We start from the raw sequence: 11,619 nt of genomic DNA, 5'->3' as shown, positions 1-11,619 counted from the left end.
AGCGGTGAGCGGCCTGCAGGAGTGCGACGATGGCGAGTATGAGGAAGAGCGCACTCATTGTCATCGACATGATCAACACATATGAGCACGCTGACGCCGACCTGCTTCTTCCTTCGGTCTCCAAGATCGTGCCCGCCATCGTCCAGCTGCTGGAACGCGCCCGCGCGCACGAGGTTCCCGTGATCTATGTGAACGACAACTTCGGCCAATGGAGATCTCATCACGGAGAGCTCCTTGAGACCGCGCTTTCGGGCCCCCACGCCGATCTCGTCGAACCGATCCGGCCAGATGAAGAATCACTCTTCGTGATCAAGGCGCGGCATTCAATTTTTTACGAGACGCCGCTCTCGTATCTGCTCAGCCAACTGGGAATCGACCATGTGATGCTGTGCGGGCAGGTGACCGAGCAGTGCGTCCTGTACTCCGCCCTGGACGCGCACATCCGCCATCTGCACGTGACCGTGGCTGAGGATGCCGTCGCGCATATCCACGCCGATCTGGCGGACGCCGCGCTGCGGATGATGCAGCGCAACATGGGAGCGGAGATCACGGCGGGGAACTCGATCGAATTCGCACCCGACCGCGGCTGATCACGGCCGCAGCGCGCAGACGGCCCCGGGCGAGCTGAACGGGCTTCGAACGGGCCGGAGTTCACCACTGCGAGGTGTTGGTCGGCCGCTTCGGACGTGGCGGGGACGGTGGAGTGGCATGCGCGCCATCGCGTACTGCGCGGGCGCCGGTCTGATCCTCATGCTTGCTCTGGTGTACGCGATCCGGGATTACGCCGCCACCGCGAGCTCGGCGGCGCCGCCGGTGCAGATCCTCATCGATGCGCTTGGCACGGGCGCCGCCAAGCTGCTCCTGCTGGTCGTGATCGGCGCCATGTTGTTCTGTGGCCTCGCCAACATGACGAGCAATACCCGCCAGATCTTCGCCTTCTCCCGTGACGGGGCGATGCCCGGCTCCCGTTGGTGGCATTCGGTGTCCCTGCGCACCCGTACGCCCGTCAAGGCGGTATGGCTCGCGGCGGCCTGCCCACTGGTGCTGATCATTCCGGCCTGGTGGTCCCACACCGCGTTCACCGCGATCTCCGATCACCCCCACCTCGTTCAACTACGCGCGGATCGCACCCCGTGGCCGGGGAGCACATCGACGCGATCGCGGCGTACGACCGGCAGTGCTTCCCCGCCGAACGGCCCGCCTTCGTCAGCCGCTGGCTGACCGCTGCCGGCCACATCGCGTACGCCCGCCTGCGGGAGGGCCGCGTCACCGGCTACGGCGTGATCCGCCCGGCGCTGGACGGCCGGCGGATCGGGCCACTGTTCGCCGACACCCCCGAGGACGCCGAAGCCCTCTTCGACGCTCTCACCGCCCACGTCGGCGCGGAGGACGAGGTTTCCATCGACATTCCCGAACCCCAGCACGCCGCGGGGGCCTTGGCAACGGCCCGCGGTCTCGAGACGCGCTCGCACACCGTGCGCATGTACACCGGCCCGGTCCCCGAGGTCCGGACCAAGCGTACCTACGGCGTCACCACACTCGAACTCGGCTGAGAACACCCGCCGCGGCCCGTCTGAAGTACTCCGGTGAGGCGGGAGACTACGAGGACAAGTCAAGAGCGGCGTCGGGGGCCACGGGCGGGCTCGACGCGCTGGAGGCCATGGACTCCGAGGCGGATGTATCGGCCGGTGGCGGCGCCGGCGCCGAGTTGTCCGACTGCGGCGGTGGCTCGGGCTCGGGCGACTTCGAGGACGGGGTCCCGGAGGTCGGCGGCTCGGACGACGGGGACTTCGGTGACGGGGACTCCGGCGACGGCGATTTCGGTGACGGCGATTTCGGCGACGGGGACTCCGGCGACGGGGACTTGGAGGACGGCGACGACTTGGTCGGCGGCACGCTCGTGGACGGAGAGGACGTGTGCGGGGAGGGGGACGGCTTGGGCTTGGGCGGCGGCGGGACCTTCTTGTCGTGGCGGCCCTGATGGTCACCGGGCTTCCGCTCGAACCAGTCCTTGCGGTGCGGGTCGTAGACGACGAAGACGTTGATCACCGTGACGGAGCGCTGCACCTGCACAACCTTCGTCGGCCGGAATCCGGACCACGTGGGGCCCGTCAGCCGGACGTTGCCCTCCACCTTGACCGGAGGCCGCAGCGGATTGCCGCATGCGCAGCGCACTCGCGGGACGCCGTGGTTGTCGACGAGGACCGCCGTACCGGCCTGCAGCACCGACTGATACGCGTCGGGGGCGCCGTTCTTGTAGCCATGGTTGGTGACCCGGGTGTCATAGTTCAGCCGAAGGGGGGTCAGCGACCGCAGATACCCGGGCACCTGGGAGGGGCTGAGGCCCAGGACAGAGGCGAACGCGCTGTTCTTGGCCGGGTCCGCGGAGAGATAGCCGATCTGTTTCTCGACGTCGCAGCTGGCTGTCTGCTGCGTTCCGCCGTACACGCCGGCATCCGAACCCTTCAGGTTTGTCGCCGGCGGGGCGGGCGATTCCCTGGAGGGGGCCTCCTCGACCGTCGACGGGGGCGTGAACGGAGCCTCGCCCGAAGAATTGACGGGGTCCCTGACGATCTCATCGGCCGCGGCCGCGCCGCCTCCCTCGGGTCGGGTGAGGACGATGGTGAGCACCACAGCGGCGACCAGCGCGACCGCGATCGTCGCGATTCTGGGCCAGGACCGCCACCAGGGGCGGCCCGGGCCCTCGCCGGAGCCCTTCGCCCCTCCGCCCCCGCCGGGGCCCCCCGATCCTCCGCCCCCGCCGGGGCCCCCCGATCCTCCGCCACTCGGCGGCCCCGGCGGGGTGCCGGGCGGCGGCGTGGCTTGGGTAGGACGATCCTGTGACGGGCCCGAGAGCGGGCCTGACGGAGGTCCTGTAGGGCGTTCGGGCGGCGGCGGTTGGGCACTCACGGGTCTTCTTCCCAGCGTAGGAACCATTCAGCGCAGGAAACACGGCACAGGAATGTCAGTGAACTGCGGATAAAAGAGTAAAGATCCGCAGTTCACATATGACGAACCTATTGTGTGCCCCGTACCCGTAGGGCCCGCAAGCCGACGCGGTCGGCTCTCCCAGCGGGCGGAGCGCCGGACCCCTGCTTAGCGTGGCAAGAGTGAGCCAGCAGCAGACCAGCGACCGGGAACGCGCGAAGCGCGTCTCCCACGGCTGGGGCGAGGCCCTCGTCGCGGTGCTGGCCGGACTGGTCGTCATGGTCGTCACGGCCGCCCTCGGCCTGTGGGCGGCGGGCGCCGCAGAGCTGCCCGGGGGCGCGTTCCCGCGCGTCGTCGCGGCCGTAGTCGTCATCGCGGTCGGCGGCTCCGTCGAAGTCTCCGGAGACGCCGGCCTGATCGCCGACACCGACGCGGACCTCACCGCGCTGCCGCTTTCCGTCACCCTCGCCGGAGCCCTGGTCATCGCCATCGGCTTTCTCCGTCCGCTGCGGCACCGAGCCGTCGCCGGAAGCCGCGAACTCGCGAGCTGGGCCGCCCGGTTGGCAGTGCTGTGGGTGCTGGCTCTCATCGGCCTCTCGGTCCTGGCCCGCCACAGCTTCGACATTCCCCTCGGCGAGGGGACGATCGCGGACATCGGCGATCTGCTGGACGCCTCCCCCAAGATCGGGTTCCGCGCCGACATCCCGAGCACCCTCGTCTTCGGCCTCTTGTGGCTGGCGGGCCTGCTGATCCTCGCGCTGCTCGTATCGCGCAAGGCTCCGCTCCCCGCCCGCCTGGTGCGCTTCCAGGAGTCGGTGCGCCCGGCCGCGTTCGCCATGGTCCTGCTGCTTCTCGCCTACGTCGTACTGGGCGTGGTCATCGCACTCGTCGTGGCGGCGACCCGCGGCCATACCGCGGAGACCTTTGCTGTGATCCTGCTCGGGCTGCCGAACCTCGCTTGGCTCGCCCTGACGCTCGGTCTGGGCGCCTCCTGGGAGGGAAGGGTGGACGGTCCGTTCGGGCTGCCCATGCCGCAGGTCCTGGACTCGGTGCTGCGCACGCCCGAGGACTCCACCCTCAATCTCAGCTCGCTGTCCGACTACGACAGCCGGTTCTGGTGGCTGCTTGTCGTCGCCGCGGTGCTGCTGCTGGGCGCCGCGTTTGTCATGGCGGTCCGCTCACCTGCCCGGATGCGGCCCTGGCGGCACGCCGTACACATGGCGGTTGCGCTCACTCTCACGGTCCTGACGATCTGCCTCGTGGCCCGGATCTCCGCGCATGCCGGCCTGTCCCTGCTGGGCATCGGCGACCTCGGCGGCGACCTGGGGGGAGAAGTGACGCTTCGGCCGCACCTGTGGTCGGCGCTCGGCCTGGCGGCGGCGTGGGGGCTGGTCACCGGGTTCCTCGGCAGCCTGCTCGCCTCGCGGGTACGTCGCCGGGGCGAGGTCTGAACCGCGGATCACTCATCCGGGCCGAGCCCGGGGAACACGGGCCGCGCCCAGCGAGGCGGCAGAGGCGGCGGCCCTGGTGCCCCGGCCGCCTTGGCTACACGCATGTCCACCCGCGTCGGCGGATGATCGCCCGCCTCGAGCCCGGCGCACGCGACACGCAGCGCGGCGACGAACTCCCGGCAGCTGTCGTACCGGTCGTCGGGCGACTTGGCGAGCGCCTTCGCCAGTACGTCGTCGACGGAGGCCGGGAGATCGGGGCGCTGCTCGGTCAGGGGTGGCGGCGGATCGAACTGGTGCGCCCACAACAGCGCCATGTCGTCGTCGCGTTGGAAGGGCGGAGTCCCGGCCATGCTCTCGAACACGACGCAGCCGAGGCTGTAGACATCGCACCGGCCGTCCACCGGGCGGCCCGAGATCTGCTCCGGGGCGACGTAGTCGAGGGTGCCGACGAACTGGCCGACCGTGGTGAACCCGGTCAACGACAGAGACTTCTTCGTCAGACCGAAGTCCGTGAGGTAGACGTGCTCCGGGTGATCGCTGTCCGTGCCCGCTGCGATGAGGATGTTGCCGGGTTTGACGTCCCGGTGCACCAGGTCGTGGTCATGGGCGGCGTCGAGCGCGGACGCGACCTGCGAGGCGATCCGGCCCGCGACGCGGACCGGGAGGGGGCCCTTGCGGTCGAGGAGGGCGCGGAGGTCCTGTCCGGCGACGTAGCGCATCGCGATGTAGAGGATGCCTTCGGTCTCGCCCGCCTCGAACACCGGCACGATGTGGGGGTGGTCGATGGCGGCGGCGACCCGGGACTCGTGGGTGAACCGCTTGCGGAAGGTGTCGTTGCGCGCGAGCTCGGGGGCGAGCAGCTTGAGGGCGACGGTGCGGTCCAGGCGGAGGTCCTTGGCGCGGTAGACGACGGCCATGCCGCCGCGGCCGATCTCGCTCTCGACGAGGTACCCCGCGATCTGCTTCCCGAGCAGGTCGGACGGCCTCCCGATGGGCAGGCTGGTATCGCGCGGAACGCGGACCATCAAACGTCACCGGGCAAGGGGCGGGGGTGTGGGGGGCGGCCGGGGTACGCGTCTGCCTGTCGGCCGGGCTCGCTCACCTGCGCCGGCCCGGCCTGTCCCCCGCCGGGCAGCCCGCTTGCGGCGATGGCCTGCGTCGGCTCCGGGCCGTCTGCTGCGCCCGGATGAGGTGGGCTTGCCCCGGACCGGTCCGCACCGACCGCCTGGTCCGGGTCGACGACCCTCGTCGCCCCCGTGCCCGCCGTTCCGCCAGCCGCCTCTCCCGAGGCGGCCGCCCCCGTCGGTTCCGGCGGCCCAGGTGCCCCGCCCCCGGCCGGGCCCGGCTGCGCCGCATACGTGCTCAGGTGCGTCCCGTCGCAGTACACCCAGCGCTCATGCTCCGCGTCGTACAGCCACACCGACTCGCCGTCCACGACCATCCCCACCCGCAGCCCCTGCGTGCTGCGGCGGAACGTCTCGCCGTCCGTCCGCCCGGCCGCCAGGTCCTGTGCCGCGCGGCGGTACTGGCCAAGCGACTCCTCGGCGCGGGCCAGCAGCGGGCGCGGGTCCGCCGTGCGGGCCAGTGGCTGCCCGGCCGCCGGGGGCTCCTGCGGTACGGAGACCAGCAGGCGGCCGTCGACCCACGCCGACCAGCCGTTCGCGCAGACGATCCGCCCCCAGTCGCCGCGCCGGTCGACCAGCTGGACCGGAAGCAACGGGTCGAGCGGGTCGGTCGGGCGGGACGCGTCCGGTGCCTCCCAGGCGGGCAGTCCGTCCTGGGGGATGACGTGTGTCGGGCGGAAGTCCTCGATCGTCATCGGCGGTCCCGTCTCTACTTTCGCATGACAGCGGGTTCATGGCGGCGCAGGAGCCTCGCGACCGCGTACCCGAAGACGACGGAGAGGACCACCAGCATCCCCATGTTGAGCAGCCACACGCCCGCCGAGTGCTCGAAGAGGGGGTCCGCCGTCAGCTTGCCCGGCATGATCCTGGCGAGCCCGATGGTCCCCGCCATCGCTCCCAGCGCCCACCGGGACGGAATCAGCCACGCCAGCTGCTCGACGCCCGGAACGCCGTCCAGCTTCAACAGCGCACCGCAGAACACGACCTGGACGATGGCGAGCAGGACCAGCAGCGGCATGGTGCCCTCCTCCTTGCGCACCAGCGCGGACACCAGCAGGCCGAGCATCATCGCCGTGAACGACAGCACCGCCACGGCCAGGGTGATCTCCACGAGCGGCGGCATCAGCACGCCTTCACCGCCCGGGGCGTTCAGGTCGACGCCGACGAGCCCGACGAGGGTCAGCACGACCGCCTGCAGCACCGTGATCGTGCCGAGCACCACGACCTTGGACATCAGATACGCGGACCGGGACAGCCCGACAGCCCGCTCCCGCTGGTAGATCACCCGCTCCTTGACCAGCTCGCGCACGGCGTTGGCGGCACCTGTCAGGACGCCGCCCACACACAGGATGAGCGGGGCGTTCACCGCCGTCTCCTGGGTGAGCCTGCTGCCGGCCAGGGCGCGGGTCATCGCGCCCATCACGAACGGCAGTGCGATCATGATGACCAGGAAGGTCCGGTCGGCGCTCAGCGCGGCCGCGTACCGCCGGACCAGCGTCCTCAGCTGTGCCCCCCAGCTCTGCGCCTTCGGCGGCGGCGCGACGAAACCGTCCGCCGCGGCCTGCGGCAGGCGGGGCTGCGCGGTGGAGTTCGCGATGTACTGCCGGTGGAAGGGGGACTCGCGGTACGTCCCCGCCCAGTCCCGGTCCCGGTCGTTCTCGAAGGCTTCGAACGCCTCCGGCCACTGCTCGAAGCCGAAGAAGGGGAGGGCGTCGTCCGGGGGCCCGTAGTAAGCGATCCTGCCGCCGGGCGCGAGCACCAGCAGCCGGTCGCACACATCGAGGCTGAGCACGCTGTGCGTGACGACGATGACCGTTCGGCCGTCGTCGGCGAGGCCGCGCAGCATATGCATGACCGAGCGGTCCATGCCGGGGTCGAGCCCGGAGGTCGGCTCGTCGAGGAAGAGCAGGGACGGCTTCGTCAGCAGTTCCAGGGCCACGCTGACCCGCTTTCGCTGGCCGCCCGACAGGCTGTGGATGGGCTGGGTGGCCCGCTGTTCGAGGCCGAGTTCGCGCACCACTTCGGCCACCCGGTCCTGGCGTTCGGTCTTCGCGGTGTCCTGCGGAAAGCGCAGCTCGGCGGCGTAACCCAGGGCACTGCGCACACTCAGCTGCGAGTGCAGGATGTCGTCCTGCGGTACGAGGCCGATGCGCTGGCGCAGCTCCGCGTAGTCGTGGTAGAGGTCGCGGCCGTCGTAGAGGACGGTGCCCTGGTCGGCGGGGCGCAGCCCGGTCAGCGCGTTGAGGAGGGTGGACTTGCCGGCGCCGCTGGGTCCCACCACGGCAAGCAGGCACTTCTCGCCCACGGGGAACGAGACATGGTCGAGCAGTGTCTTACGGCCGCGGTCCACCGAGACCGCCAGGTCCTGGACGTCGAGCGAGACGTCGCCGGTGTCGACGTACTCCTGCAGCTGGTCGCCGACGAGACAGAACGCCGAGTGGCCGATGCCGACGATGTCGCCGGGGGAGACGAGGGCGTGGGCGACCGGCCGGCCGTTGAGGAAGGTGCCGTTGTGAGAGCCGAGGTCGACGATCTCGTAGGTGCCGTCCGGGAGCGCACATAGCTCCGCGTGCTGCCGTGAGACGACGAGATCGTCGACGACCAGGTCGTTGTCGGGTCCGCGCCCGATGCGTACGGTGCGGTCCGACAGTGGACGTACGGCGTTCGGCTGCCGGAAGGTGCCGGTCGCTGACGGCATGGAGACGGCGGACGGACGGGCAGGCGCCTGCGCGGCGGGCGGGTTCCGGTCGACGAGAACGGCACGCGGGCCGTCGGCCGGATTGCCGAACCGGATGACGCTGCCGGGGCCGACGCCCCATGCGTGGATCCGCCTGCCATCGGTGTACGTGCCGTTCGTGCTGTCCGCGTCCTCGATCGTCCAGTGGCCGGACACGGGCCGCAGCACCGCGTGGTGCCAGGACACCCGGGCGTCGTCGATGACGATATCGCTCAAGGGGTCGCGCCCGACGTGATAGTCCCGGTTCGGGCTCATCACCATGGAGCCCGCATCGGTTTCGAGGACGAGCTCGGGCGCAGTCGGCGCGACAGGCCGCTCTCCCATGGTCGAATTCTAGCGATTGGTCCAGATCTGCGCCCGATCTGCGCCCACGGCACCGCCCGCTCATGCCGGTGCCGTGGGCGGGACTGGTACAGCTGGGTGTGGTAGCGGCCTTCCGTCTCCAGCCGGGTGGGGTCGTAACCCGCGCGAAGGGTCTGCTCGATGGCGCGTGCTGTTCTGCCGGGCCGGTGAACAGCCGCTGCGGGAAGGTCCGCGAGTACTCCGTCCGGGTGACCGGACCGTAGTGGGCAAGGCTGGCGATCACCGGTCGGTACGGGACCGTGCGCAGTACGAACGCGGTCACCCGGACCGGGACCCGGGCACTCCAGAAGGGCTTCGTAGGTGCGGTGGGTGATGTAGCCGATGCCTCCGGTGACCGTGATCGGTCCGGCGCCCGCGACGGCGCGTCGCAGCTGTGGTCCCGGCGAGTGGCGCTCCAGGTTCCCGGCGTAGGCATCGTCGAGCAGCCCGACTGCCAGGGCGTAGCGGACGGCCCGGCCGGCGGCGTCGGGACCGATGACCGGGGTCGCGTCGGCGTGGCGCCGTGAAGCGTAGAACTCCTTGTCGATGTCGAGGAGTTCGTCGGGGCGGAGCGGTGCCGCCGGCCAGGAGGGCGCGGGTGCGAAACCGGCTGTGGATGATCCGTGCCCGGCGACGGGGGGCCTGCCTGCCGCGAGGGACCTGTCCCTGAGGGACTGACGGGCCGCCATGTGCTCTATACGGTCTGGCGGAACTCGGATACCCCGGGACACCTACTACTCCTGCTCCGACCTGGTGCTGACAGGCGATACGGCTCAGCCGCCGCAGCCGGGCGGCGAGCCCGCCGAGCGGCAGGCCGCGGCATCCGCCGAGCGCGTCGAGGACAAGCAGGCCGTCCTCGTCGGCGGGGTGGCCGCTCTGCTCGGGCTGCTCGCGGTGGCGGCATCCGCGCTGGTCCGGCGCCGCGGCAGGCGACAGTAGGCCGCTGCCGGACAGGGGCGACCGCCTGGCGGGGCTGCGGGCACGGGCCGGGGCGACGGCGGGAATGCCGCCGGGGTCCGCGCGGTTACATCATCAGGCGCTGACGTGAACGTGACATTCACCCCACCCTCCGGTGGGCTTGTGAGGCGCCGGGAGGAACGCATGGCACGCAGTAATACCCGTCCCGTCATTACCCTGCGGTCGTCCGCCGGGACCGGCCAGACATACGTGACGCGCAAGAGCCGCCTCAACAACCCCGACCGGCTGCTGCTGCGCAAGTTCGACCCCGTCCTCGGCGAGCACGTCCTGTTCCGCGAGGAACGCTGACCTGCCACCGGACACCAGCCGCCCCTGCACCGAGGAAGGAATCCGCATGAAGCCTCGTATCCACCCCGTCTCCCGCCCGGTCGTCTTTCGGGACCGTGCCGCTGACGTCGCCTTCCTGATCCACTCGACCGCGGATTCCGCGCAGCGTGTGGAGTGGGAGGACGGCAACACCTATCCGGTGATCGACGTGGAGATCTCCTCGGCGAGCCACCCCTTCTATACCGGCACCTCCCGGGTGCTGGACACGGCCGGCCGTGTGGAACGCTTCGAGCGCCGCTACGGCACCGCCGCATCGGCCCGGAACTGACCCGGTCGACCAGCCGGGCGCGGCCCGCCCACGATGGGCGGCCGCGCCGTTGTGTTTCCTGTCCGGATGCCGCCTGATCCCCACAGGAGGCCGGGCGGGCTGATTGGCTGGCCCTGTGACAGCCAGCACCTACGACGTCGAGAGGCGATTGAAGTGACCTCACCCACCGCACCCACCGCACAGAGCGACAGCGCGGACCGTCCCACGGTGGCGGTGCTCGGCACCGGCATTATGGGCGCCGCGATGGCACGCAACGTGCTCCGCAGTGGCCTGGCCGTCCGCGCGTGGAACCGTACGCGGGCCAAAGCGGAAGCGCTCGTGGCCGACGGAGCGTACTGTGCCGAATCCCCGGCCGACGCCGTCACCGGCGCGGACGTGGTGCTGACCATGCTCAACGACGGACCGCGCGTGCTCGCAACCATGCGGGAGGCGAGCAAGGGTCTCACCCCCGGAGCGGTGTGGGCGCAGTCGGCCACCGTCGGGGACGCCGCCACGGCCGAGCTGGCCGACTTCGCGCAGCAGCACGGCCTCACCTTTGTCGACGCACCCGTTCTCGGTACGAAGCAGCCCGCGGAAGCCGGGCAGCTGCTGGTAGTGGCCGCGGGCCCGAAGAGTGCGCGCGCCATTCTTACGCCGGTCTTCGACGCTGTGGGTCAGCGCACCACATGGGTCGACGACGACGGCTCCACCGGGGCCGCGAGCAGGCTCAAGCTCGTTCTGAACAGCTGGGTCGGCGCGCTGACGCATGCCACGGGTGAGGCGATCGCCCTGGCGCGGGGCCTCGGCGTCGATCCGCAGGCCTTCCTCGACAGCGTGTCCGGCGGACCGCTGGACAACGGGTACTTGCGGGTCAAGTCCGCGGCAATCCTCAGCGGCGACTACACGCCGAGCTTCAGTGTCACCAACGCGCTCAAGGACGCACGGCTGATCGTCGACGCGGGGGAGCGGTCCGGCGTACGGCTGGATGTCGCGCGGGCGGGGGTGGCGCGCTTCGAGCGGCTGGAGCGCCAGGGGCAGGGCGAACGCGACATGGCGGCCACGTATTTGGCATCCTTCGACGAAGGCCGAGAGCCTTCCCCAAGCGGCCCTGACAGCCAGGACGCCCAGGGCAGCCGGGACACCTAAGACGGGGAGCCGTGGGATCGGTACCGCCGAGGCTGCCGGTGCGCAGTTGACGGGCAGTTGACGCGCAACCGGCCGGGCCTGGATCCCCGGGGCACCGGCTGAGTGGGCGCCGGTGCCCCGAGCCCCTCCCGTCTCCCGAGCCACAAAGTCCAACATGCGCCCTTCTGTTGCACTGGCCCCCTCTCGTAACGTCGTCACGTTTTGAAGTGGTCATGACGATGAGGAGGGCGCTTATGCACAGACGTCTGCTTCAGCTGGTCCTCGCCTCGCTCGTGGGCGCCGCGACACTCGCGGCGCCCGCGGTCGCGGCGCTGCCCGGTGTCCGCCGGACGTGTACCG

Annotated in this window: 12 protein-coding genes and 1 pseudogene; 9 read left to right on the top strand and 4 right to left on the bottom strand. The window is 70.7% G+C overall.

The genetic code is table 11. The annotated features are described in order from the left end of the window. The first annotated feature begins 38 nt into the window (after positions 1-38). The 3 genes and pseudogenes from ACWDO5_RS00600 to ACWDO5_RS00590 all read left to right on the top strand — a co-directional run bounded on the left by ACWDO5_RS00600 (position 39) and on the right by ACWDO5_RS00590 (position 1,553). Positions 39-590 (top strand): cysteine hydrolase family protein, encoded by a 552-nt coding sequence (locus ACWDO5_RS00600; RefSeq protein WP_450527145.1) that lies wholly within the window; start codon positions 39-41, stop codon positions 588-590. 118 nt (positions 591-708) lie between these two features. Next, a pseudogene (locus ACWDO5_RS00595) lies at positions 709-1,089 on the top strand (amino acid permease); the annotation flags it as partial. Positions 1,090-1,133: 44 nt separating this feature from the next. Further along, positions 1,134-1,553: a hypothetical protein gene (locus ACWDO5_RS00590; RefSeq protein ID WP_450527144.1), complete on the top strand. Its 420-nt coding sequence runs from the start codon at positions 1,134-1,136 to the stop codon at positions 1,551-1,553. 46 nt (positions 1,554-1,599) lie between these two features. Here the strand turns inward: ACWDO5_RS00590 and ACWDO5_RS00585 are convergent, their stop codons facing one another. After that, a complete protein-coding gene (locus ACWDO5_RS00585) occupies positions 1,600-2,910 on the bottom strand; it encodes a DUF6777 domain-containing protein (RefSeq protein WP_450527142.1) in 1,311 nt (436 codons plus the stop codon). 200 nt (positions 2,911-3,110) lie between these two features. Here ACWDO5_RS00585 and ACWDO5_RS00580 point away from each other — a divergent pair, with 200 nt between their 5' ends. Then, positions 3,111-4,379: a streptophobe family protein gene (locus ACWDO5_RS00580; protein WP_450527140.1), complete on the top strand. Its 1,269-nt coding sequence runs from the start codon at positions 3,111-3,113 to the stop codon at positions 4,377-4,379. 8 nt (positions 4,380-4,387) lie between these two features. On the opposite strand, the gene ACWDO5_RS00575 is transcribed toward ACWDO5_RS00580, so the two are convergent. From ACWDO5_RS00575 to ACWDO5_RS00565, 3 genes are read right to left on the bottom strand one after another with little or no spacing between them, the layout of a single operon-like run. Next, the gene (locus ACWDO5_RS00575) at positions 4,388-5,404 is read right to left on the bottom strand and encodes a serine/threonine-protein kinase (RefSeq protein WP_450527138.1); all 1,017 of its coding nucleotides are present in this window, start codon (positions 5,402-5,404) and stop codon (positions 4,388-4,390) included. Further along, entirely contained in the window at positions 5,404-6,198 is a 795-nt protein-coding gene (locus ACWDO5_RS00570; RefSeq protein ID WP_450527136.1) for a hypothetical protein, read from the bottom strand. Before ACWDO5_RS00570 ends, ACWDO5_RS00575 begins: the two co-directional genes overlap by 1 nt. A 14-nt stretch (positions 6,199-6,212) precedes the next feature. After that, positions 6,213-8,564: an FHA domain-containing protein gene (locus tag ACWDO5_RS00565; protein ID WP_450527134.1), complete on the bottom strand. Its 2,352-nt coding sequence runs from the start codon at positions 8,562-8,564 to the stop codon at positions 6,213-6,215. A gap of 278 nt (positions 8,565-8,842) precedes the next feature. Between ACWDO5_RS00565 and ACWDO5_RS00560 the strand changes: the two genes are divergently transcribed. The 5 genes from ACWDO5_RS00560 (at position 8,843) to ACWDO5_RS00540 (ending at position 11,280) form a co-directional block, all read left to right on the top strand. After that, positions 8,843-9,109 carry a hypothetical protein gene (locus ACWDO5_RS00560; RefSeq protein WP_450527132.1) on the top strand — a complete coding sequence of 89 codons (267 nt, stop codon included), beginning with the start codon at positions 8,843-8,845 and terminating at the stop codon, positions 9,107-9,109. Positions 9,110-9,335: 226 nt separating this feature from the next. Next, positions 9,336-9,521: a hypothetical protein gene (locus ACWDO5_RS00555; RefSeq protein ID WP_450527130.1), complete on the top strand. Its 186-nt coding sequence runs from the start codon at positions 9,336-9,338 to the stop codon at positions 9,519-9,521. Between the two features lie 162 nt (positions 9,522-9,683). Further along, positions 9,684-9,848, top strand: a complete 165-nt coding sequence (gene rpmG, locus ACWDO5_RS00550; protein WP_307665137.1) for a 50S ribosomal protein L33 — start codon at positions 9,684-9,686, stop codon at positions 9,846-9,848. Between the two features lie 46 nt (positions 9,849-9,894). Next, on the top strand, positions 9,895-10,155 hold the full coding sequence (locus tag ACWDO5_RS00545) for a type B 50S ribosomal protein L31 (RefSeq protein WP_450527128.1): 261 nt from the start codon (positions 9,895-9,897) through the stop codon (positions 10,153-10,155). Between the two features lie 153 nt (positions 10,156-10,308). Next, positions 10,309-11,280 (top strand): NAD(P)-dependent oxidoreductase, encoded by a 972-nt coding sequence (locus ACWDO5_RS00540; RefSeq protein ID WP_450527126.1) that lies wholly within the window; start codon positions 10,309-10,311, stop codon positions 11,278-11,280. The last annotated feature ends 339 nt before the right edge of the window (positions 11,281-11,619 follow it).

It is taken from the genome of Streptomyces sp. NPDC000880 (genome assembly GCF_053599675.1).
This window is presented reverse-complemented; position numbering and strand designations above follow the sequence as displayed.

Excerpts from the sequence above, each read along its gene's own strand:
- ACWDO5_RS00600 (WP_450527145.1), top strand. The coding sequence starts at position 39 with ATGAGGAAGAGCGCACTCATTGTCATCGACATGATCAACACATATGAG.
- rpmG (WP_307665137.1), top strand. The coding sequence starts at position 9,684 with ATGGCACGCAGTAATACCCGTCCCGTCATTACCCTGCGGTCGTCCGCC.
- ACWDO5_RS00575 (WP_450527138.1), bottom strand. The coding sequence starts at position 5,404 with ATGGTCCGCGTTCCGCGCGATACCAGCCTGCCCATCGGGAGGCCGTCC.
- ACWDO5_RS00545 (WP_450527128.1), top strand. The coding sequence starts at position 9,895 with ATGAAGCCTCGTATCCACCCCGTCTCCCGCCCGGTCGTCTTTCGGGAC.
- ACWDO5_RS00565 (WP_450527134.1), bottom strand. The coding sequence starts at position 8,564 with ATGGGAGAGCGGCCTGTCGCGCCGACTGCGCCCGAGCTCGTCCTCGAA.
- ACWDO5_RS00570 (WP_450527136.1), bottom strand. The coding sequence starts at position 6,198 with ATGACGATCGAGGACTTCCGCCCGACACACGTCATCCCCCAGGACGGA.